25 protein-coding genes and 1 tRNA gene are annotated in these 19822 nt (G+C 62.0%); 8 read left to right on the forward strand and 18 right to left on the reverse strand.

The annotated features are described in order from the left end of the window. The first annotated feature begins 5 nt into the window (after positions 1 to 5). Together nudC and B1A78_RS04910 are read left to right on the forward strand one after the other, a co-directional pair. Complete coding sequence (gene nudC / locus B1A78_RS04905; RefSeq protein WP_077145923.1) at positions 6 to 875, forward strand: NAD(+) diphosphatase; 870 nt, start codon at positions 6 to 8, stop codon at positions 873 to 875. A gap of 59 nt (positions 876 to 934) precedes the next feature. Then, positions 935 to 1132: a hypothetical protein gene (locus B1A78_RS04910; protein WP_144037687.1), complete on the forward strand. Its 198-nt coding sequence runs from the start codon at positions 935 to 937 to the stop codon at positions 1130 to 1132. On the opposite strand, the gene B1A78_RS04915 is transcribed toward B1A78_RS04910, so the two are convergent. The 3 genes from B1A78_RS04915 to B1A78_RS04925 all read right to left on the reverse strand — a co-directional run bounded on the left by B1A78_RS04915 (position 1129) and on the right by B1A78_RS04925 (position 3852). Continuing rightward, a complete protein-coding gene (locus B1A78_RS04915; protein ID WP_077145886.1) occupies positions 1129 to 1569 on the reverse strand; it encodes a DUF2497 domain-containing protein in 441 nt (146 codons plus the stop codon). The two genes, B1A78_RS04910 and B1A78_RS04915, sit on opposite strands and share 4 nt — an antisense overlap. 100 nt (positions 1570 to 1669) lie before the next feature. Then, positions 1670 to 3148, reverse strand: a complete 1479-nt coding sequence (locus tag B1A78_RS04920; RefSeq protein WP_077145887.1) for a TolC family outer membrane protein — start codon at positions 3146 to 3148, stop codon at positions 1670 to 1672. A gap of 35 nt (positions 3149 to 3183) precedes the next feature. Next, positions 3184 to 3852 carry a protein-L-isoaspartate O-methyltransferase gene (locus B1A78_RS04925; protein WP_077145888.1) on the reverse strand — a complete coding sequence of 223 codons (669 nt, stop codon included), beginning with the start codon at positions 3850 to 3852 and terminating at the stop codon, positions 3184 to 3186. 253 nt (positions 3853 to 4105) lie between these two features. On the opposite strand from B1A78_RS04925, the gene B1A78_RS04930 reads away from it, so the two are divergent. After that, positions 4106 to 4179: transfer RNA gene (locus B1A78_RS04930), tRNA-Cys, on the forward strand. Between the two features lie 218 nt (positions 4180 to 4397). Here the strand turns inward: B1A78_RS04930 and B1A78_RS23295 are convergent. The 4 genes from B1A78_RS23295 to B1A78_RS04950 form a co-directional block, all read right to left on the reverse strand. Then, entirely contained in the window at positions 4398 to 4748 is a 351-nt protein-coding gene (locus B1A78_RS23295; protein WP_083733845.1) for an excalibur calcium-binding domain-containing protein, read from the reverse strand. 501 nt (positions 4749 to 5249) lie between these two features. Continuing rightward, on the reverse strand, positions 5250 to 5684 hold the full coding sequence (locus tag B1A78_RS04940; protein ID WP_218667940.1) for a DUF6527 family protein: 435 nt from the start codon (positions 5682 to 5684) through the stop codon (positions 5250 to 5252). After that, positions 5681 to 6871, reverse strand: a complete 1191-nt coding sequence (locus B1A78_RS04945) for a ThiF family adenylyltransferase (protein ID WP_077145889.1) — start codon at positions 6869 to 6871, stop codon at positions 5681 to 5683. The genes B1A78_RS04940 and B1A78_RS04945 overlap by 4 nt, the downstream gene beginning before the upstream one ends. Then, entirely contained in the window at positions 6846 to 7514 is a 669-nt protein-coding gene (locus B1A78_RS04950; RefSeq protein ID WP_218667941.1) for a multiubiquitin domain-containing protein, read from the reverse strand. Before B1A78_RS04950 ends, B1A78_RS04945 begins: the two co-directional genes overlap by 26 nt. Before the next feature lie 162 nt (positions 7515 to 7676). On the opposite strand from B1A78_RS04950, the gene B1A78_RS04955 reads away from it, so the two are divergent. From B1A78_RS04955 to B1A78_RS04965, 3 genes are read left to right on the forward strand one after another with little or no spacing between them, the layout of a single operon-like run. Further along, complete coding sequence (locus B1A78_RS04955) at positions 7677 to 8291, forward strand: sigma-70 family RNA polymerase sigma factor (protein ID WP_077145891.1); 615 nt, start codon at positions 7677 to 7679, stop codon at positions 8289 to 8291. Positions 8292 to 8293: 2 nt separating this feature from the next. Continuing rightward, on the forward strand, positions 8294 to 8683 hold the full coding sequence (locus tag B1A78_RS04960; protein ID WP_077145892.1) for a hypothetical protein: 390 nt from the start codon (positions 8294 to 8296) through the stop codon (positions 8681 to 8683). Further along, positions 8680 to 9456 carry an ImmA/IrrE family metallo-endopeptidase gene (locus B1A78_RS04965; protein ID WP_077145893.1) on the forward strand — a complete coding sequence of 259 codons (777 nt, stop codon included), beginning with the start codon at positions 8680 to 8682 and terminating at the stop codon, positions 9454 to 9456. The genes B1A78_RS04960 and B1A78_RS04965 overlap by 4 nt, the downstream gene beginning before the upstream one ends. 13 nt (positions 9457 to 9469) lie before the next feature. Here B1A78_RS04965 and dcd read toward each other — a convergent pair whose 3' ends face one another. The 3 genes from dcd to B1A78_RS04980 all read right to left on the reverse strand — a co-directional run bounded on the left by dcd (position 9470) and on the right by B1A78_RS04980 (position 11929). Continuing rightward, positions 9470 to 10105: a dCTP deaminase gene (gene dcd, locus B1A78_RS04970; protein ID WP_077145894.1), complete on the reverse strand. Its 636-nt coding sequence runs from the start codon at positions 10103 to 10105 to the stop codon at positions 9470 to 9472. Next, a complete protein-coding gene (locus tag B1A78_RS04975; RefSeq protein WP_077145895.1) occupies positions 10102 to 11385 on the reverse strand; it encodes a hypothetical protein in 1284 nt (427 codons plus the stop codon). Before B1A78_RS04975 ends, dcd begins: the two co-directional genes overlap by 4 nt. Before the next feature lie 112 nt (positions 11386 to 11497). Further along, a complete protein-coding gene (locus tag B1A78_RS04980; RefSeq protein ID WP_144037688.1) occupies positions 11498 to 11929 on the reverse strand; it encodes a hypothetical protein in 432 nt (143 codons plus the stop codon). A gap of 167 nt (positions 11930 to 12096) precedes the next feature. Here B1A78_RS04980 and B1A78_RS04985 point away from each other — a divergent pair, with 167 nt between their 5' ends. Further along, the gene (locus B1A78_RS04985; protein WP_077145897.1) at positions 12097 to 12543 is read left to right on the forward strand and encodes a MerR family transcriptional regulator; all 447 of its coding nucleotides are present in this window, start codon (positions 12097 to 12099) and stop codon (positions 12541 to 12543) included. Between the two features lie 207 nt (positions 12544 to 12750). Here B1A78_RS04985 and B1A78_RS04990 read toward each other — a convergent pair whose 3' ends face one another. From B1A78_RS04990 to B1A78_RS05030, 8 genes are all read right to left on the reverse strand, one after another. Beyond that, a complete protein-coding gene (locus B1A78_RS04990; protein WP_077145898.1) occupies positions 12751 to 13617 on the reverse strand; it encodes a hypothetical protein in 867 nt (288 codons plus the stop codon). A gap of 82 nt (positions 13618 to 13699) precedes the next feature. Continuing rightward, positions 13700 to 13900, reverse strand: coding sequence for a hypothetical protein (locus B1A78_RS04995; protein WP_144037689.1), 201 nt, complete (start codon positions 13898 to 13900; stop codon positions 13700 to 13702). Positions 13901 to 13944: 44 nt separating this feature from the next. Further along, positions 13945 to 14877, reverse strand: coding sequence for a recombinase family protein (locus tag B1A78_RS05000; RefSeq protein ID WP_372236865.1), 933 nt, complete (start codon positions 14875 to 14877; stop codon positions 13945 to 13947). Then, positions 14780 to 15340, reverse strand: a complete 561-nt coding sequence (locus tag B1A78_RS23065; protein WP_077145901.1) for a flagellar basal body P-ring protein FlgI — start codon at positions 15338 to 15340, stop codon at positions 14780 to 14782. The genes B1A78_RS05000 and B1A78_RS23065 overlap by 98 nt, the downstream gene beginning before the upstream one ends. A 1-nt stretch (position 15341) precedes the next feature. Next, positions 15342 to 15911: a flagellar basal body L-ring protein FlgH gene (locus B1A78_RS05015; protein ID WP_218667942.1), complete on the reverse strand. Its 570-nt coding sequence runs from the start codon at positions 15909 to 15911 to the stop codon at positions 15342 to 15344. A 1-nt stretch (position 15912) separates the two neighbouring features. Then, entirely contained in the window at positions 15913 to 16593 is a 681-nt protein-coding gene (locus B1A78_RS22205) for a hypothetical protein (RefSeq protein ID WP_077145902.1), read from the reverse strand. A 7-nt stretch (positions 16594 to 16600) separates the two neighbouring features. After that, positions 16601 to 17374, reverse strand: a complete 774-nt coding sequence (locus B1A78_RS05025; protein ID WP_077145903.1) for a flagellar hook-basal body protein — start codon at positions 17372 to 17374, stop codon at positions 16601 to 16603. Then, the gene (locus B1A78_RS05030; RefSeq protein WP_077145904.1) at positions 17371 to 18081 is read right to left on the reverse strand and encodes a flagellar hook-basal body complex protein; all 711 of its coding nucleotides are present in this window, start codon (positions 18079 to 18081) and stop codon (positions 17371 to 17373) included. The genes B1A78_RS05025 and B1A78_RS05030 overlap by 4 nt, the downstream gene beginning before the upstream one ends. 560 nt (positions 18082 to 18641) lie before the next feature. On the opposite strand from B1A78_RS05030, the gene B1A78_RS05035 reads away from it, so the two are divergent. Beyond that, positions 18642 to 19811, forward strand: coding sequence for an acyl-CoA dehydrogenase family protein (locus tag B1A78_RS05035; protein WP_077145905.1), 1170 nt, complete (start codon positions 18642 to 18644; stop codon positions 19809 to 19811). The last annotated feature ends 11 nt before the right edge of the window (positions 19812 to 19822 follow it).

Raw genomic sequence — 19822 nt, forward strand, 5'->3', positions numbered from 1 at the left:
TCCTGATGCCGCTGCCCTTGGGATTCACTGGCGCGCGGCTCGACCGCGCCGACCAGGTTCGCACCGATGCTGCGGCCTTCGCGGCGGCGGTCGGCGATCCGCGCGCGCTGTGCCTCGTCCTCGACGGGATCGACTTCGTGCCGGGCGAGGGCGGAGGCCTGCGCTGGGAGCCGTTCGACCCCGCCGACGAGCGCGCGCCGATGCTGCTCGGCATCGACGACGCCGGGGTGCCGCATTTCGTGCGCGAGCCCGCACCCGGCCAGCGGATCGACGCGCGCTCGCGCACGGTGATGCGGCTACTGCCGCTGCTGTCGGGGGAGGAGGCGGCGCTTTATGGCGGCGCGCGCAGCCTGGTCGACTGGCACGCGCGGCACCGCTTCTGCGCCGTGTGCGGCAGTCCGAGCGACCTGTTTCGCGGGGGCTGGGGCCGCAAGTGCGGCAGCTGCGGTTCCGAACATTTTCCGCGCGTCGACCCGGTGGTCATCATGCTCGCCGAATGCGGGGACCGCGTGCTCGTCGGGCGACAGGGCGGTTTCCCGCCGGGTTTTTTCTCGGCGCTCGCGGGTTTCGTCGAGCCCGGCGAATCGCTCGAAGAGGCAGTGGCGCGCGAATTGTTCGAGGAGGCGGGCATCCGCGTCACCGACGTCTCCTATGTGGCGAGCCAGCCCTGGCCCTTTCCCTCGTCGCTGATGATCGGCGCGCGCGCGGTGACCAGCGACCCGGCGCTGACGCTCGACACGACCGAGATCGAGGCGGCGATGTGGGTCGACCGCGCCGAGGTCCGTGCCGCGCTGGCGGGCGAGATGGGCGCAAGCTTCATGGCGCCGCCGCCGCTGGCGATCGCGCGTTATCTGCTGGAAGATTGGGCGGGTTGACGAAGAGGAGGAAGCATATCCTCTTCGAGAGGGCCGGCATCTCCTATATGCCGGCCAGTATGACGGGCTGCGTCCTGGCTTTCCTCTATATCGGATTGGCCGGCCTGTTGATCATCGTGCCGCAGCTGCTCTTTCCCGACAGCGGGGTTATCCGGCTGTCAGATAGCGACATTTCTTTTGTTCTGGTGGTGGGGCCTGCGCTTTGCCAAGCGGCACAGCGCCTAGCGACGCGCGGATCGGCTATCGACGCAGCTTAGAGCCGGTTGCCGGTGATGCGCTTTATTTCCTTGGCGACCATCGCTTCTACGAGCGTCGGCAGATTGGCGTCTAGCCAGTCCTTGAGCATCGGCCGCAGCGCGTCGAGCACGACATCTTCCATCGTGCGGCCGCCGGCAGGCGACGCCGCGACCGCGGCGCTGACCGCCGGCGCGACCGCAGCGGTCAGCGCTTCGAGCGACTGGCGCGCGGCGTCGGCGCTCGCGGCGGAAACAAGCTCTTCGGTGTCCATGGTCTCAGCCGGGCTTGGAGGTGCCACCTCGGCCCCCTGTTCCTGATCGTGGAGTTCGAGGATTTCCTCGACCTGCGCGGGCGCGCGGACGTCGCGCACAGTGCCGGGCGCCTCGTCGCGTGCGATGACGCGCCGAATCGACGACAATATGTCTTCCATCGATGGCTCTCGCGAAAGATCGCCCATTACTGCCCCCATTTGTCCGGTCAGGACCCCACGATATCAGGGCCGCCCTTACAGGCGGTTAACCATCATCTTACTTGTCGGCGGCGGCGCTTGCCAAGCTTTATTGTGGGGCGTTGGCCGGCACGCTCGCGTCGGCGGCGGGTACCGCGCGGGTGTCGGTCGCGACCTGCTGCGGCTTGGGATCGTCGTCCCAGTCGAAAATCTTGCCCTTGACCCGTTCGTAATTGACCTCCGGATCATAGAGCGCGCCGCCCTCGATGCCCAGGTCGCGGGCCTCGGCCTTGCCCATCGCGGCGAGCACCGAGAAAGCGGCGACATAGCTGTTGCGCCGCGCCGACACGAGCTGGACCTGCGTGTTCAGATATTCCTGTTCGGCGTTCAAGATGTCGAGGATCGATCGGGTGCCGACGCTGTTTTCGGCGCGGACGCCTTCGAGCGACAGGCCATTGGCGCTGACGGCCTGCTGCGTCGCGGCGATGATTCGCTCGTTCGCCTGCCACGCGGCATAGGCGCCGCGCGTCTGGGCGATGACGCCGCGTTCGGTCGCGACGTAATTTTCGATCGCCTGGCTGGTACGCGACTGCGCCTGGCGGACCTGCGCGGCGGGGCGGCCGCCTTGGAAGATCGGGATGGTCAGCGACAGGCCACCGACCGCGCTGGTCGTGGTGTTCCGGACCGCAAGGATGTCACTCGAAATCGAGTTGAGGAAATTATTGTAACCCCCGCCGAGCGTCGCCGACAGCTTGGGCAAACGCCCGGCGCGCGCGGTGCCGATGTCGGCGCGGTTGGCTTTGACGAGTTCGTTCGCGGCCTCGATGTCGGGATTGTTATTGAGCGCGATCGCGACCGCTTCCTCGGGATTCGCTGGCAGGTTCGGCAGCGGCGGCGGCAGTTCGAGGTCGACCGGCGCCTCGCCAACGAGGCGCGCATAGGATTCGCGGCTGCCGATCAGATTGGCTTCGGCGGTGCGCAGGTCGCCCTCGGCGAGCGCGAGCCGTGCCTCCGACTGGGCAACATCGGTGCGCGTCAGGTCGCCGATCTCGAAGCGGTCGCTGGTTGCCTGCAGATTGGTGCGCAGCACCGCGACATTCTTTTGGTTGAGCTGGACGATCGCCTGGTCGCGCAGCACATCCATATAGGCGCCGACGACCTGCGCGAAGATGCTCGCCTCGGTCGCGCGCAAATCGGCCTGCCCTGCCTCGACGCGATATTTCGCGGCCTTGACCGCGCTGCGCACCGCGCCGCCCTGATAGATCGGAACCGACATCTGCGCGCCGAGCGACAAGACGCGACCAGGCGAGGTCGGACTGTTACCGGGGATGACGAGATTTTCCTGATAGTCCCCGGTCGCCCCTACACTGGGCAGCCCGCCGGCGCGCTGGATCGGCACATTCTCGTCGTTCGCGCGCTGGCCGGCGCGGGCGGCGGTCAGCGTGGGATTGTTCTCATAGGCCTTGGCGAGCGCCCCTTGCAGCGTTTCGGCGTGCGCGCCGCCCGAGAGCGTCAGCGCACCGACCGCGAGGCCCGCGAGCCAGCGGCTGCGGCGTGCGGAAGAAATCGTCTTGCGGTCGTGCGTCATCGTTGCAGCCTGGAACTGAGGGGAAGGGAAGGCGGTCAGAACCGGAATCCGGCCGGCCGCGCAAAACCCGGCAGCGGCGCGACGTCCATGTCGGCAAAGGGGCGCAGCGCCAGGGTGCCGCCGGTCTTCACCCCCTGGACGAGGCGCGACACCGCGCCGTCGCGGATCGCGGCGACGAGCCGGCCGCCCTCGACCAGCTGGTCGACGAGCGCCGCGGGCAGCGCCTCGATCGCGCCCTCGATGATGATGCGATCGAACGGCGGCTGGTCGGGGGCGCCGGCGCCGAGCGGTCCGGCGATCCAGTTGATCCGGTCGTCTGCCGGCGCCATCGCGGCGAGATCGGCCGATTCTTCGAGCGCGACGACTTCGACGCCAAGCTCGGCGAGGCAGGCCGCCGCATAGCCGGTCGCAGCGCCGACGAGCAGCACGCGCATCGCGGGCCGCAGCGACGCAGCGACGAGCAGGCGTCCGGTGACCAGCGGTGCGTTGAGCGCGCGGCCGCTGCCGAGCGGGATGGCACGGTCCATATAAGCGACACCCGCCATTGCGGGCGGCACATGATCCTCGCGCGCGACCGCGCCCATCGCGGCGACGATCGCCGGATCGATGACGTCGTTGGTGCGCAACTGGCTGTCGACCATCGCCGCGCGCATCTCGGCGGCTGTTGCCTCGTTCAATTTGGGCTCGCTCAATTTCGTCGCCATCAGCGCTGTCCGATTCCTGAAAATGATCCTCTTTGCGGGATGCTCTAGCCGAAGCGATGCTGTATTGCAATGCTAATACAGCAAGGACGCCCGCAGCGCCGCGCATAGCTGGCCAGCCCGGCTTCGCCAAGGCCCATCGGCGAATCCCGCCCCCGCATTTGGGGAATCCTTGACAAGCCGGGCAAAGCCCATCACTAGCGCGGTCCGTCCAACACCCGGCCCATCCGTCAGCGGATGCGGCATATTGGCATGAGGCCCGATGGCGGAGTGGTGACGCAGCGGACTGCAAATCCGCGCACGCCGGTTCGATTCCGGCTCGGGCCTCCACCAATTTTTTCCTTTGAAAACAATAACTTAGCGGAATTTGGTATTCGCCCACATGTCCGTGGGTTACGGCGATATCGCGCCGCTGTTTCGCTCTTAAGAGACTGAAATTGAGAGGAAAATACGCCGTAGTTCTGCGCCGGAATGGGTAGAGTCTCTGCCGCCAAATGTGCAGTGACGGATTCGATTTCTGAGTATCGGTTTGAGCTATCCAGGGAGGACTATCGGTAAGGCTCACATGCGATGCCATCGCCATCGCCGTCCATGCCTTCGCGATAGCCGGGCTCCCCGTGATAGATGGGGGCAGTGCCGGCCGCTCGAGCATCATCGCATCCGGACCATCGATCACCTGCTTGCGGTGCCCGCGCTCGCATAGCCCCCGTTTCTATGGCGATCTCTTTGGCGGTTGATATGACGGCGGCATGCTGTTCCGGGCTTGCAAATGCCCAGCCGCCACCTGCGACGGCGCCGATCAATCCCAGTCCGATTACCATGCCGCCCGACGACGAGGAATTATTCTTGCGCCGTTGATTGTACCGGCGGGGCTCGTGATAGGTTCGTCGGTGTCTCATTCCCTAAAGGTAACGCAGGATAGTAAAAGAGCGGTTCCCTGAATCCGACGCCCCGAGTTACACCACACGAAAGCTCGGTCGAGCGGGCGGATTTTCGAACCGGTCTCCAACGACAGAAGACGCTAATATCATTGCTCGGCCGGGCCGACAGGGCGCGGTAAGAGCTCGTGCAATGAGCGTTAAGTTACTGGTTCAGATCACTTTCTGACAAAGCATTGCGGTCGGTTCGAGTCAGATGCGTGCCTCCAACCATATTCATCGAACCAGAGAATGTGCTGTTTCGGCCGCGAAATGGCGCAATTGCGCGCCCCATCCGTCACGCATCAGTCTCTGCAGGGCGCCATTTCGGTTCGAAACCAACCCGAAAGGTCCAGAGTCTCTGGCCGCTTTTCTGCAGCTACGGATATGAGAATTGTCTGTGATGGGCCGATCGCCGATAAGGCAAGTTTGGGCAGCCTGATGGGTTTAGCTGAAATTCCCTCAGGAGGTGCGCGAAGCCCGTTAACCAAATAGCCAGCGGTATGTTGTCCAGAGCCAATGCCGAACCCAACGTAGCGACCGCACCACGATCGACGGACGATGTGCCGATGTGACGGGCACGTATGGACGTTTCAGCTCGCGGTCCTGTTGACGGCTCTTTTCGATCGCTGCCCGGTTCATCTGTCCTGCCCAGACGATGCGGCCCTTCCTGATTAGATAGTGGGAAGCGCAGGCGAAGTCGTGATTGCCAACAGACGGCCAAATCGAAGCGTTGTCGCCCTCCATGGTTAGGCTGTACTCAGTCCGCACGAGCGGCGTCGAAACCTCCTCCCCGCATCCGCACGCGCAATTGTGCAAGGCGACCTTGCATGTGTGCGAGACATACAGGATGCCATCATCGAGAACCTCCGGGATCTCGTCGACGAACACAGTCTCAAGTCTTTCCATCCGGCTCATGCCGCAGTCCGATTGGCGATGTTATTGCCCTCGATCATGTAGACCGAGTTCATCTCGCCGCGTTCGTCACGGAAGTAGCTCATCCAACGCTGCCAACGCATCACCGCCATCACGGCGCTCAGCGAGTTGACCGCGGCGATCTGGATGTCCGCCCGGTAGATCGCATCCTCCTCATTGTCGTCTCCGAACGGCAGCAACCTCGCTACGTCCGCCCACGGGGTGCCGGGACGGATGAACGTTGCGCGCGCGCAGCCGTCCAGGCACCCCTCCTCCAAGCCGACTCCGATACCGGTGTCGACGAACGGTATGCCCATCTGCAGCAGGCCCTGCGCGATCGTCCGACGCGCCGAACCCTTGTCGACGCAGACGAACACGAAGTCAAAGCCCTCGAGCTCGCCAATGTTGGATTCCGTGAGCTTCACTGGGTGCGGAGAGATGCCGGTGTGCATCCTGGCATAGACCTCGGCGTAGTAGTTCACCTTGAACGGAAACGCCTTCAGTAGCGCCGGCTCCGGCGAGCCTGGTGACCGAAAAAGGTTGTGGTTGAGCAGCTGGTCGCCATCGTAAAGGTGGATCTCCGTCACCCACGTCTTCGACAGGATGTCCAGCAGGAAGGATCCTGTGCCGCCAAGGCCGATAATCGCGACCCGGCCCATCAGCTTCCGGTTCACAGCGCCGATCCGATAGCGGGCCGACGCGGAATCCGGGATTGCGAAGGGGCTGTCATCGTTGGCGATGATGCCCCGTGCGTCGGTCCGAGCGTTGGCCGTCGAGTCGAGCGACCGGGCCGCACCGCCTATCATTCGTTCGTACGCAACCACCTTGTCGTAGATGTTGTCGTAGCGCTGGGTGACCTCCGGTTTCGAAGACAGGTAGTGATCGACGTCCAACTCGCCACAGCGCTGGCGGCACGAACTGTTGACGATGTTCACCATAGGGGAGCCGTCGCGATGGCACGGCATCTCCCCGGCGAAATACATGGTGTGGTCCAGCTGCGGCGTCGCCGTCAGGCCCGTCGCCGCATCAAGCGAGAGGGCGCACGTGAGAATCCCCCGCGCCAACGCGCGAGCCCTCGTGACGTAGGGGATGCCGTGAACAATCAGATGCGAGTTGTTCAGCGCCAGCTCGAAGCCCTCGTCAACAAGGCGCTTCAGGTGCGGATCAAGACTTGTCAGAGCGGCGGACATTGAACACCATCCCGTTCTTCACCTTGATGGTTTCGCCCTCGACGAGATCGCCCTCGGCGCTATGCACGCCGTGGAGATAGGTGATCGTGTAGTTGAATTTGTCGAAGTCGGGGTTCGGATAGGCGATTGCCGCGATCTCGCGGTAGGAGTGCGGGCGCTTCTCAACTGTCCGAGAGCGACCATTGACCTTGATGGTCACGGTCTTGGCCTCCCGGCTGCGGACACGTTCCACGCCCGGCCGGTCCAGATTGACCTCGCCGTCGTGGGGGATGACGGAATCGCCCGCGCTGTCGAGGATCAGCTCGAAGTCGTCGGGCAGACCCGCATAGCGAAGGATGTCGACCGCGGCGATCGCCGGCGCCCCCCATTCCCAGCCGCGCTCGTCCACCGAGAAGGTGAAGATGCGGTCGCTCCGGAAGGACAGGAAGACAGCGGTTTGCCCCTTCTCGAACGTCACCGTGTCCTCGAGGCCGATCGAGCAAGCGACGCCATCGACGATCTGGATCAGGACGAATTCGCTCGTCGGCGTCAGGCCCGCGGTGGCTCTGATCTGATCGCCGAGCTCGATCTTGTCATTGGTGCCATGCGGCTTACCATCGACGGTATACCGAAAGCGTTCGTCGCTACGCGCCAAGTCAGTCATTTCTCACTCCATCTGCCGACCCGAACTAAGGGAGACTGCCAGCGGCCGGCTGCTGCCATCAATTTGGGATGCGCAGCCGATCGGGTATTCGGATGCGAATCTTTTCACGTCCGAATTTCGGGGCAACGGCGCATTAGCTAGAGGCGGCAACAGGAGAGCCTAGTGATTGCTGAAGATGACGATCAGGACCCGGACGATGAGCGGGGCTGCCGAAAGTACACCTTCGAAGAGGTGGTGGAAGGGCTCCGGAGCCTCGGCGCGCCGCAGTTCGCCATCCTGAATGGGGTCAGCAGGGGTCTTGCTGGCACGGCAGGGATGGAACCCGACGAGCTCATGAACGAGGCGTTCGTCCGGGTCATCGATGCGCGCACCTGCCCCGTCGACGTCGACATGGTCGGTTTCTGTATCATGACCATGAAGAGCATCGCGTCGACCGCCCACCGCAAGCGCAAGAAGGAGGTTGCCGAGGGGACGAAGCACGTCCCGATAGCCGCGAACGACGGCGCCCTGGACCCAGCCGATGATGCCGTGTCACCAGAAAATGAGGCACTCTCCCGGATCTTCCATGGCGAGTGCCTAGCGAGGGTGGACGCGGCAATCTCCGACGACGAAGAGTTGCAGCTGCTGGTGATGGGCCTCTGCGATAACCTGATTGGCAAAAAGCTCGAGGAGCTCCTCGGCACCAACACAAAGGGTTTGGCTGCTGCCCGGAAGCGGCTCGCTAAGCGCCTGGCGAAGGCGTTTCCTGCAGGATCGCCCGTTAGATCGAAGGACTGAAGATGGAGGACAAGAAGAATCTGGACCGGCTGCATGATGTGGTGATCGAGGAATTCCTGGCGATGTCCCCCGAGGAGGTGATGGAGTTCACCACGCAGGAGGATCTCGATTCAGTGAAGTCGAACCTCGAGGACGCCATCGCGCAGGTCGGTCGCGCGCGTCTTGCGCGCGCCAAGGCCGCGGCGGCCACAGATGCCCGGCGGCCGCGACCAGTGGGATCTACCGGCGGGGGCGACGCTCTGCGCGCCGCGCGCGCCAACGATGCAGACTTCGACAAGAAGCTCACCCTTGCGGCCCGCAAGGGAGGCGCGAGCTACGAAGCCGATCGCGTTGGGATCGAGGAGGACCTCGACGAACTCCGCCGTTGGCATGAAGACGAGGATTCGGTTTGAACCTTCCCTTTACCCATCCCGAGAGGCTTCTGAAGAGTTTCGGGATTCGACAGCCAGATGAGATCGATCTCGAAGCTATCGCGTGGGAACTCGGGGCGAAGATAAGGTTCCGCGCACTCAACACGTGCGAGGCCAGACTGGTGGGCGCAAACGGAAAGGCGATCATCACAGTCGATGCAAGGATGCCGGTCACAAGGCGCCGGTTCTCGATCGGGCACGAGATCGGTCATTGGTGCCACCACCGCGGCCGGTGTCTCGTTTGCCGGCCCGAGGACATCGGTGGAGTCGGCAGCCGCAGAGCGGATGATCCCGAGCGGGTGGCCGACGAGTACGCGTCCGACCTCATCCTCCCGCGCTACCTGTTGACGCCACTGCTGAGGGATGTCCCCCGGCTCACCGTCGATGCGCTCGTCGAGGTCGCGGTCGAATTCAAGGCCAGCAGGACCGCGACACTCCGCAAGATCGTGGACATCGATCGCTACCCGGTGATGATGGTCTGCAGTAGCCGCTCCAAGCGCAGATATTTCCGGGGATCGCCGTCGGTCCCGGACAAGTGGTTCCCACGCAATGAGGTCTCGCCTGAAAGCTCGGCGTTCGACATGCTCTTCGGCTCAGCGACCGAGCAGTCGGCTCCACGTCCGGTGAAGGCGACGGCCTGGTTCGACCGCCAAGACGCTGGCGGCTTCATGCTTCAGGAGCAGAGCTTCGGCCTCCCCGGTAACGAGGTCATGACCGTGCTCACGTTCACGGACAGGAAGATGCTCGCGGCCTAGCCGACCGGGCGCTTCAATCGGAGATGAGCTTGCGCAGCTTCGTGGCGGTCAGGGGATCCGACAGCCGCCGCGGCACCATGTCCACGGTTCCGGTGTACTGCGCGTGCTCCGCCGCCTCGGACGATGGCTCTCCCTTCGAGTTCTCCACTCTGTGGAAGAAGAGCTGCGCGACCGTCTGACCCGGGTAGAGGGTCAAGGGCGTCTCGCCGAGGTTTCGAAGCTCGAGGGTCAGGCTGCCGGCGAAACCTGGGTGGATGCCCACGGCGGTTGCCACGATGAGCCCCAGCCGTCCCCAAGTCGATCGCCCCACCACATAGGCCATGAGATCGGATGGAAGCCGCAGATACTCGAGCGTCTGGGCCAAGAGAAACTGGTGGGGATGAATGACGATATTCTTGCCGAACGGCACGAATTCTTTCCGGTACAGGGTGGACAGAGAGAGCGGCGTGTCGCCGCTGCCGAACTCGTCAATCGATCCGTGGCGGGAGGGAGAGACAAGCCCGAAGTCGAAGCCTAATCGGACGTCGATCGCCGCCTGTCCAGGCTTGGCCTGCGAGGCCTCGTCGAGAAGAGGACTGACTATCAGTCGCTTCGAGAGATCCTCCGCGTTCAACCTCTGGCGTATCGCCTCGGACGACAGCGCGCTCATACCTGCTCTTCCCAGATCATCCGCGCCTCTGATAGCTCGACGGCCTTGAGCAGCAGCTCGTGCAGCTTCTCCATCTTGGCGGGAAGCTCGTTGTCAGTCGAGACGCCCGAGGGCGTTGGTATTCTGTCCAGCTGAGTCAAAAGTCCCGCCCACCCGACATTCAGGATGCCCGCCAGCGATGTCGCATGGACCGCGCCTCCCTTCCGAATCTCGATCGGAGGGACAAGGTGACGCAGCGGCTCGAGATGCTCGGCAAGATCTTCCCGGAGCCGGGCCGCATCGTAAACCATGCCCGGCTTAGCCGCCCGAACGACCCGTTCGGCCTCATCGAACACCAGAGGCGCGACTGCTTCCGCGAAGGGCATAAGCGCGACGCATATCGCCGCCGTCTCTGCTCCATGCTTCTGCTTGAGCTCCAGGTAAAGGTCGTCCGGGGACGGCAACGGCCTCAGGTGAGGGCTGTTCAAATCCGCGGTGAGTTCTGTCCCGGTCATCTCCTTGAACACCTCGACTTGGCTAGGCGAACTCTGTGCGAGCCGGTCGAGCACCAAGCGGCGCCGCATCTCGGACGGCGGGTGGGATGGCCCAATCCCATAGCCACCGCCAGAGAGCTCGAAGAACGCGCCGAGTGCGAATAAAAAGGCAGGACCGGCCAAGATGCAGCCGATCGCGTCGGATTTCATCTCGTTGACCCACGAAGCGAGCACCTTCTGAGTCATCATCAGATGCGCGGACGTCGAAAGTGTAATCCCTTCCGACGCCAGCCTCGCAGCTAGGTTGTTGATCACCGTTGCTGTGTCGATACTCGAGAGATCGACCTTGATGTCGTTTTGGATCGCATGGCCGAGTTCGTGGCCGACTATCGCGAAATGGGGGAGCATCCCCATTGCTTGGCTGGGGACTGTGACCCGGAGGAATGGCCAAGTGACCGCATCGGCAGCATCGATGAGCGTCTGGCTTGCATCGTTGATGTTGTTTACGAGGGGACGCAGATCGAACCTCGCAAGCTCATAGTTCGCCACATGATCGGCGCGGAAGAAGATAGTGTTGGTGATGCCCAGACCGTCCACCCAGCGCTGAAAAGGTCCGACGATCTGGTGCGGGATTTGTCCGGCATCTGTGCCATGCAGCCTTTGAAGGAAGCTGTAGGCGTGATTGGCGATCATTTCGGAATCGGTGATCAGCAAGGACGCATCGGCATCTGGCAGGGTGGTGTCTGCGGCCTTGGAGAGATATCCCTTGCCCGTGTCAATGAGGCCGGAGACCAAGTCGAGCCACATTCCCGGGCCTGGATGATGCCCAGGGTATGTCTGCCCCCGCAGCCTCGCAACCTCGGCCTCCAGGCGCGTCAGGAAAAACGCGCTGGACTGACGGGCGCTCTCAATGGCGATCCTACTGGAAATTGTAGTCCCGCATGGTCGGGAGCGGCGTCAGGGACCGTTCGCGCTCAAGGGCCTCTAGAAGCCTCGTGAGGAGCTCGTTCACCTGCTGTACGTCCTCCTGCTGGACGTCCTCGCCTGCCTCGACGCGCGTCAGCGTAGTCTTGGCTTCCGCCAGTCGCGCCGGCAAATCCGCGAAGGCATCGCTGAGATAGCGGACGAAGAGAGAGAAGCGCTCGAACGCGGGCTTGTTGTCCAGAGCGAAGGTGAGGTTCTGGGCGTTGAGTACATCGGCACCACGGTCCGCGTCGGTGACGATCTCGAGAAGACCGTGGAGTACACGGTCGCGACCCTGAGGCGGTTCGATGCCCTTCAGCACGGAGATACCGTTCCGCAACACGTGCCTGAGTCCGAGATCTTGAGAGGGCTCCATTTCGAATCGCATATTGTCTCCCCCGGCTGAACTTACAGTGGCACCACGTGGTTGCCTCCGTCCAGCATCGACATTTCTTCCTTCAGTTTTGTTAACATAAGAACAAAAAGTGAACAAATCAAGTTGCCAACGCCGTTCGACCACGGCACTATTTTGAGTTATGTAGCATAACTCAAAATATGACCCAAGAAGTTTCCTTCCCTGCTGTGACCATCGCGAAAGCCGCTGAACTCAGCGGTTTGAAGCAACACATGATCACCTATTTGGGGCGAATCGACGTCATGAAACCGAGTGGCGCATCGGGCCGCGGGCGCACGCGTCGCTACACGTTCAACGACGTTCTCTTTCTCCGCGTAATTGCAGAGCTCCTGCGGAGAGGGATTGAAGTAAAGCGCCTAGGAGCCGCGTTGCGACGTGCAAAGGAAGAGGCGGATGCGTGGGAGGACATCCGTTCGGCGCCGGGTCACTTCCTCGTGACCGATGGTACGGACGTGTACCTCCGTCGTAAGGGGCGCCTAGAATCCAAGAACGTGGACGGTCAATTTGCCTTCGCCTTTGTTTTGGACCTGGCATATGCCCACGGACCTCTGACGGATGATTGGCCTCGAAACGAGGCTAGCAATTGAGGCTGCGACGATGGAGGTGACCAGTTCACCACACGACGTTTTATAAATCCGACGCCAGGGATCGAACAGCATCGTGCTCCGAATTGGTCGCTCACCGACCTGCGTACGAGTAGGTTCGAACTAATTCCATGGCAGGTTTCGGGAACTTCTGCAGATGAGTCGAACGACCAGTTACAGGCGCAAACCCGCCTCACGATGGGTACGATCTTATGGTCTGACCTCGGCTTCATGGGCCGCCACTGCTAAACGAAATGTCTCAAGGATGTCCGCGATACATTCGTGAAGCGCGTTTAAACGAGTTTGAAGAATTTCGGCCAGCCGACGTTCGTCGCCGCGGTCTGCGATCCGCAGATCTTCTCCTCCACCCGCCATGCGGTGGCCAAACGAACCAATGTTGATGAAGCCCGCCTGTATAGATTCGCGATGTGCAATCTTGTCCCGAGTGGATGTGCCACGCTCTGTCCCGATCACAAATGAGAATTGATCGATATGCCGAGCGCAGGCTGCCGACAGAGCGGTCGCCACTGGCGCTGGGTGATATTTGGGCAGGGCTTTAGCAAACTGTCTGAATGAGGATTGATCGACCTTTAGATACGTCGAGATTCCCCAAGTCAGACTGTCTAACGCGCGACGATAGGCGAGGACAAAGGCCTGATACTCGAACGCCCATCGACGAGTGTTTCCGATCCCCGCAACGCTGTTGGGATGCACGGATTTTGAAAAGTCAAAGCGTGCGAGAATCAAGTGCAGCGCGTCTTCAATCTCTTGGATGCGGCCAAGGTGATAAACGCATGCGCGTAGGGCATCGCGGGACGCTTCGAGGCCTGTCATGAAGCGTACATAGCGTCGCTGCTCCGTGGCCGGATCGCTACGCCAAAGGGCGATAAATTCAGGGCGGGTATTCACCCATGCTATGAATTCGACAAATGGCCGATTGTACGCGGCGCTCATCTCAAAATCGGCGACGGATGCAATCTCTTCGATAGCGGTCGATATGTCGTCCCCAAGCAGCAGGCGTAATGTGTCGCGATGTTCGATAAGAAAGTCGTAGGCGACATTGAGATTGTCATTCATTGTTTTCACCAAGCGATGCAAGGGCTGCGGCAATGGCCTGAAGCAGGGCGTGCACGCGAAGGGTGGTTCCTAGTGCCGGGAGCTAACTCCACCCGCGCGCTACTGCTTGCGCGGCCGCGACCAGCAATGCCATATCGTCAACAGCGACGGCAAGCCGATCAAGTCGCGCGTGGATCGCGTTCACGTCTCCGCGCCCATCGAGCGCGATCAGACTCACTTCTTCCATGATCATGCCGACCTGCGTGCAGAGGCTGACTATGAGGTCGCGGCGATCATCGTCCATGCGAGTACGAAGGGGCATGCCGTCAGGGAAGTCCATAACCAGCTTCACGCCGCCTTCTCGAATATCGCCCGCTGCGCCCCCCAGTCGAATGGCCACTCCTGCGCCAGCATCCACTCGGGCGTGACATGGCCCGGCGCTGCTCCGGTCAGCAGCGCGCGCTGAATATCGGGAGCGAGTAGGCCGATAATAATCCGCTGCCGGATCCAGTCCGTCGCAGGCGCTTTCATGTTGGCGTGCCCGGATGTCGCCATAGGCGATGCGCCTATCTCGTCGAGCCGCAGGTGCGCAGTGCGAACAAGCGCGGCAAGGTCGGCCTTGATTTCGGTGCTGGCCATGCCCTTGTCGGGCGATGCTTTGGTCCGTCCCCGCCGATCGGGCGGGAGCGGGACCGATAGGTGTAGCCTGCCATCGTCGATCTTCGCGTCAGCGTCGATCAGCTCGGCGCGGCGGAGCAGCCGCGTGGCGCCAAGCGCGCTATCGTCGGCGATCTGTTCGACGTCGATCTCGACAAACAGCCGGTCGCCCAGCGCCGTAACCTTGGTGATGGCGTCGAACAGATCCGCGTCATGCTGGTCGACAATGAGGTCTTTGAGCCCGGTGCTGATCGCGCGCTCGATCCGGGAGGCCGAGAACCGCTGCCCCTCGCGGTTGGTGGGGATGTTCGCTGTACGGGGAAGAAGGCAGTCGCTGATATAGTAGCGGTACATCTTCTTCCCGCGCCCGTACGAGAAACTCACGCTCATTGGCTGGCCGTCGGAATCATGGATCTTACCGGTGAGCGGCGAGGAGGCCGCGCGGGTCTTGCGGGTGCTGCGCTTGACCCGGTTCGCCTCGAGTTGGTCCTGCGCGGCGTTGAACAGCCCGGCCGGAACGATCGCCTCATGCTCGCCCGCATGCGCCTTGCCCTTGTGAACGGCGAAGCCGCGGTAGACCTTGTTCCGAAGGATATGGGCGAGCGCCCCGACATGGAATGGCAGCCCGCCGTGGGTCTTGCCCGCGCGCGAGGTCCAACGCTTTGACCGTATAGGGGCGCTGGTCGGGGCCGAGAAGCGGCGTCATCAACAAAGTGCCGCCTGCGAGCGAGCGCGCATCGCCGATCGACGAGATGCTGATATCTATCCGGTCGCCAGGATTGGCGGACGCGGGCAGGACCGCAGTCACGATAACGACGGCGACGTTGCGGCTGTTGATCTGCTCCTCAGTCACCGCGGTTCCGAGCCGCGCCAGAACGTTGCGCAGCGCCTGACGGGTCACTTCGCTGCGGCGCGTGTCGCCCGATCCGGCAAGACCAGTGACCAGTCCATAGCCGATCAGCGCATTCTGGCGCCAACCGGCAAATCGTCCTAGCGCCGTCAACTGGACTTCACTGGCCGCGGCGGGGGCAGGGGCTGCCGTGACGACGACGGCCGCCGCAACAAGAAGGGAGAGAAGGCGACGCATGTTAGCCGATCCCGAGGAAGCTGAAGATGCGGTTGATGAGGCCAGGCTTGGCGCTCCGGCTCACGAAGCCTTTGCCGTCGAAATCGATCTGCGCGTCGGCGATCCGCGAGGAGATGACGCTGTTGTCGGCATCGATATCGACGGGCCGAATCCGCCCGCGGATGCGAATATTCCGATGCTCGCCGTTGACCAGCATATTATGCTGGCCCTCGACGAGGAAATCGCCGTTTGGTGCAAGCCCCGTCACTTGCGCCGTGATGCGAGCTACGAGCTGTTCCGAACGGGACACTTCGCCGGTGCCGCTGAAGGTGCCACCAAATCCCAGGCTTCCGCTCTCGTCGATCGAACCGGCGCGCAGCCCTCCCTGCAATTGGGTCTGCTTGCTCGTCCGATTGGTGACCCGGTTCAATGCGCTCGCATTTTCGAAAATGACAATGGTGACCGCATCGCCGACTGCGCCGGCTTTGATGTCGGAGGCGATCGATGGAAAGGACCCGCCCTTGTACAAATCCTCGGCGGCGGCGCCTCCTCCGGCACTGGCGACCGGCAGCAGCGCCGCAAGCGCGATCATCCTATTGCGTGTCATGAGGCCCCCCATCGTCCGCCAGCGGAGCGGATATGATTTTTCCATCGGACAATCGTACGAAGGCGTGCCGTCCTGCCCGCCCGGGTTGCACCAGAACAGCGGCGCGATCGATCGTCATCGGTCCTACCCGCGTGCGCAGCGTCATCGTCTGTCCCGTCGGTTGCGGCAGCAAGCTGGGCAAGGCGACCGGACCGAGGTAGCTGCCAGCTGCCAGCGCGACCGCCGACACGGGCGCGCGTGACGCCAGATCATAAGAGAGGCGTACCCGTTGCCTGCTAGCGTCGCATGCTATGGGGGTTGCACCCCCAGCGTCGATCGGTTCGCCCGCTGCGACGGGCTGGTTGAGCTCGAAGCAGGTGCGCGACGTAGCGCCCATGGCACGCTCGAAGTCGATGCGCAGTGTGCGGGGCTGTTGCGGGGCAAGTTTTACGTTCGGCAAGCGTCGGCGAATGAGCTCTCGCTGATCGGTCTCGGTCAGCAGGATGGTCCGGGCGCCGCCGGGTACGCGAAGCAGCCGCAGGTCACCGGACGTGCTCGCGGGCAGCGTTTCGGTCGCAACCAGGTGGCGCAGCAAGAGATAGTCGCCGCGAACCACGAGGACTTCCTCCCCCGGAACAGCGTCAGCCACAGGCAGGGCTGCGGCCTGCAGCCATAGAAGCCACATCATGGACAAATTACCTTTTCAGGCTATTTGTGATGCCCGCCAGTTGATCCGCGGCCTGAATGATCTGGGCACTCGCCGCAAAAGCCCGCTGGACGGTCAGCAGGTCGACCATCTCTTCGCTGAGATCGACGTTCGAACTCTCGATCCGGCCCTGCGCGAATAATCCTGCGCCATCCTCTCCCGGTGCGGCATCGATCAACCTCGCACCTTCGGCCGGACGATAGAGGCTGCGGTCGAGGCGATCGATATCATTTTCGCTTGCGACGCGAACCAGCGAGAGTTGGCCGAGTTCGACCCCTTGGCTCTCGGGCAGGTCGGCCTTGATCGTGCCGTCCGCCATGATTTCCAGGTTGGTCGCATCGTCGGGAATGGTAATATTCGCGCGCAGCGCATGGCCGCTGTCGCTGGCTAGCAGCCCGTCATCGAGCACCTTGAGCGTCCCGCCTCGCCAAAGCAGAAGCTGGCCGTCCGGACCCATCAGTTCGATGAAGCCCGCGCCCTCAATCGCAAGATCGAGACGATTGCCGGTGACGCGGATATCGCCCTGATGAAAAATCATCTCGCGCGGCGCAAATCGCACGCCGCCGGTGAGGAGATGGTCCTGAGAAGCGAGCAAGGCCGTCTGACTCATCGGCTGCATCTGCCGTGCCATGACCTCGGTAAAATCGCCGTCGACCCGTTTGTATGTCGGAGTATTTACATTGGCGACGTTGTTGGCGATCGTGTCGAGTGCGCGCTGCTGAGCCCGAAGGGCCACGGCGCCGATATCCATTGCCCCGTTCATCGGCCTGCCCTCGCAAAGGTGGTGATCGCTTGCCCAATAAGTTGATCATAATACCGCACGAGCTGGGCGGCACCCTCGGCTTGGCGGACATTTGCCATCATTGCGACCATCTCGTCGCTAAGCACGACATTGGACGACTCGAGCATGCCCTGCCGAATCTCGAAATCGCCTTCTTCGGCGGCGACGGGTTCGTTACTCGCCGGCATGAGGCCACCGAGCGAAAGCTCGCTCGTGCCCTGCGGGGACGTGAACACACCGATCGCGCCGACCGGCGCTCCGCTGTCAAGCATCGTGCCGTCACTCAATATCTTGATGTCGTCGCTTTCCATTATGGCATCGCCGCCGCCGGCGACTTGCAGCACCATGGCGTTCGCATCGCGCAAGCTGCCGTCCGGGCCTTTTGAGAATTGACCCGCGCGGGTGAAGAAATACTGATCGTAATGGCGAACGAGAAAATGACCGTGTCCCACGATAGAAATATCGAGCGGATTTCCGGTTTGTTTCAATGTGCCAGTAGAAGAATCCACGACAAACGCCTGCGAAGGGCGAAATAAATATGATCGATTCGAATCTTCGGATATGTGAGAAATATCGATATTTCTCTTAAATCCTGGGGTCGAAATATTTGCTATGTTTTTAGAAATACTATCAATTTTTCTCTCGGTATGAATCAAAATTGATGCTGCTGTGTCGATTAAATCGCCCAAAGTTGTACCCCCCGTGTATGCACAACAAATCGCCGCTACAGCCAGTGTGAGTCAAGAGCGCGAATGTAGCAATCGGATGAGCTGAGTTCACGATCTGTCATCGCGGCAGCAAGATTTAATACTTGAAGGCTGGGCTAGGTGGCGGCCACGACGAATGAAGTATGACGGGCTGCTGCGACAGCGCCACCTCCGGCTAGGGCAGCGCGCAAAGGTCCACCCATGACGTGGCCTCGCGCCTAGGAGTTTACCTCACAATATCCCGCTATTCTCCACTCAGCTGGGCGAGCTTCGGGTGCCCGGCTCTTTGCGGCATTTGCTCCCGCATCGCCGGGCTGGCCGTGTTCGGCGGTTTCCGAAAAGGGGCTGGAAACGGGCTGCTGTCCGCCAAGCGGAACCGTATTTCACAAATGTGAAAACGATATTCCCAATATTGAAATGCGGCAGGCCGGTAGGTATCGGCCGTGATCATGAGTCGGAATTGGGGGCAGGCGGACGCGTTGCGGCCATTCTGTTGCCGATCCCGGTATCTTCCTTTGGCTATCAAGTTCGGAGAAGCCGCTATGATCAATGCCGGAATGGACGCCGAAGTCTTCGACCAGTTCATCGAGCAGCTCGAACGCTATGTGAAGGAGCGGCTGATCCCGGCTGAACGCGAGATCGTCGAGACCGACCGGATCCCCGACGAAATTTTGGCCGAATTGCGCGATATGGGTCTTTTCGGCCTGACGATCCCCGAAGAATTTGGCGGCGCCGGAATGAACGTCAGCCAATATATCAGGACGATCCATAGGATCAGCCAGGCCATGCCGGCCTTTCGCTCGATCATCTCGATCAACATCGGCATGTTCGCCTCGGCGCTCAAGAATGGCGGGACCGAGGCGCAAAAGGCCGAATGGCTGCCGCGCGTCGCATCGGGCGATATTGCCGCATTCGGGCTGACCGAGCCGGGTTCGGGGTCCGATTCGGCGGGGCTTCAGACGACTGCCGTCGCGACCGACAACGGCTGGGTCCTGAACGGCACCAAAAGATATATCACCAATGCCCCTTTCGCGAAGATCGGCCTGATCATGGCGCGGACCAGCAAGGAGAATCTGCCGAAGAACGCCCATGTTTCCGCCTTTATCGTTCCCCTGGATGCACCCGGCGTTTCGATCGGCAAGTCGGACAAGAAGATGGGGCAGTCGGGCAGCCATATCGCGGACATCATCATGGAGGATGTCCGCGTCGGGGGCGAGGCGCTGCTTGGCGGGGAACTTGGCAAGGGCTTCGCTTATGCGATGATGAGCCTCGACAATGGCCGCATGTCGGTCGGCGCTGCGGCTACCGCCTATGCCCGCCGCGCGCTCGACAGCGCGCTGCGCTACGCGACCGAGCGCAAGGCGTTCGGCGAACCGATCGCCAATTTCCAGCTGATCCAGCAGATGCTGGCGGAGAGCGAGATCGATATCTACGCCGCCGAGTGCATGATGGAGGATGTTACGCGCCGCGCCGATGCGGGCGAGAATGTCCTTCGCAAGGCGGCGGCGTTCAAGGTGTTCGCCTCCGAGATGTGCGGGCGCGTCGTCGATGCCTGTGTGCAGGTCTATGGCGGTGCGGGTTATCTGGCCGAATATGATGCCGAGCGATTCTTCCGCGATGCGCGCATCTATCGCATCTATGAAGGCACGACCCAGATATTGCAGCTCCAGATCGCCAAACATATGTTGCGCGAATTCTCGGCGGCGGCGTGATCCTGTCGGCC

The organism is Sphingopyxis sp. KK2 (assembly GCF_001990265.1).
In the GTDB taxonomy this organism is placed as follows: Bacteria; Pseudomonadota; Alphaproteobacteria; order Sphingomonadales; family Sphingomonadaceae; genus Sphingopyxis.

Excerpts from the sequence above, each read along its gene's own strand:
- nudC (WP_077145923.1), top strand. The coding sequence starts at position 6 with ATGCCGCTGCCCTTGGGATTCACTGGCGCGCGGCTCGACCGCGCCGAC.
- B1A78_RS04910 (WP_144037687.1), top strand. The coding sequence starts at position 935 with ATGACGGGCTGCGTCCTGGCTTTCCTCTATATCGGATTGGCCGGCCTG.
- B1A78_RS04915 (WP_077145886.1), bottom strand. The coding sequence starts at position 1,569 with ATGGGCGATCTTTCGCGAGAGCCATCGATGGAAGACATATTGTCGTCG.
- B1A78_RS04920 (WP_077145887.1), bottom strand. The coding sequence starts at position 3,148 with ATGACGCACGACCGCAAGACGATTTCTTCCGCACGCCGCAGCCGCTGG.
- B1A78_RS04925 (WP_077145888.1), bottom strand. The coding sequence starts at position 3,852 with ATGGCGACGAAATTGAGCGAGCCCAAATTGAACGAGGCAACAGCCGCC.
- B1A78_RS23295 (WP_083733845.1), bottom strand. The coding sequence starts at position 4,748 with ATGAGACACCGACGAACCTATCACGAGCCCCGCCGGTACAATCAACGG.
- B1A78_RS04940 (WP_218667940.1), bottom strand. The coding sequence starts at position 5,684 with ATGAGCCGGATGGAAAGACTTGAGACTGTGTTCGTCGACGAGATCCCG.
- B1A78_RS04945 (WP_077145889.1), bottom strand. The coding sequence starts at position 6,871 with ATGTCCGCCGCTCTGACAAGTCTTGATCCGCACCTGAAGCGCCTTGTT.
- B1A78_RS04950 (WP_218667941.1), bottom strand. The coding sequence starts at position 7,514 with ATGACTGACTTGGCGCGTAGCGACGAACGCTTTCGGTATACCGTCGAT.
- B1A78_RS04960 (WP_077145892.1), top strand. The coding sequence starts at position 8,294 with ATGGAGGACAAGAAGAATCTGGACCGGCTGCATGATGTGGTGATCGAG.
- dcd (WP_077145894.1), bottom strand. The coding sequence starts at position 10,105 with ATGAGCGCGCTGTCGTCCGAGGCGATACGCCAGAGGTTGAACGCGGAG.
- B1A78_RS04975 (WP_077145895.1), bottom strand. The coding sequence starts at position 11,385 with ATGTGGCTCGACTTGGTCTCCGGCCTCATTGACACGGGCAAGGGATAT.
- B1A78_RS04980 (WP_144037688.1), bottom strand. The coding sequence starts at position 11,929 with ATGCGATTCGAAATGGAGCCCTCTCAAGATCTCGGACTCAGGCACGTG.
- B1A78_RS04985 (WP_077145897.1), top strand. The coding sequence starts at position 12,097 with ATGACCCAAGAAGTTTCCTTCCCTGCTGTGACCATCGCGAAAGCCGCT.
- B1A78_RS04990 (WP_077145898.1), bottom strand. The coding sequence starts at position 13,617 with ATGAATGACAATCTCAATGTCGCCTACGACTTTCTTATCGAACATCGC.
- B1A78_RS04995 (WP_144037689.1), bottom strand. The coding sequence starts at position 13,900 with ATGGACGATGATCGCCGCGACCTCATAGTCAGCCTCTGCACGCAGGTC.
- B1A78_RS23065 (WP_077145901.1), bottom strand. The coding sequence starts at position 15,340 with ATGCGTCGCCTTCTCTCCCTTCTTGTTGCGGCGGCCGTCGTCGTCACG.
- B1A78_RS05015 (WP_218667942.1), bottom strand. The coding sequence starts at position 15,911 with ATGATCGCGCTTGCGGCGCTGCTGCCGGTCGCCAGTGCCGGAGGAGGC.
- B1A78_RS22205 (WP_077145902.1), bottom strand. The coding sequence starts at position 16,593 with ATGATGTGGCTTCTATGGCTGCAGGCCGCAGCCCTGCCTGTGGCTGAC.
- B1A78_RS05025 (WP_077145903.1), bottom strand. The coding sequence starts at position 17,374 with ATGAACGGGGCAATGGATATCGGCGCCGTGGCCCTTCGGGCTCAGCAG.
- B1A78_RS05035 (WP_077145905.1), top strand. The coding sequence starts at position 18,642 with ATGATCAATGCCGGAATGGACGCCGAAGTCTTCGACCAGTTCATCGAG.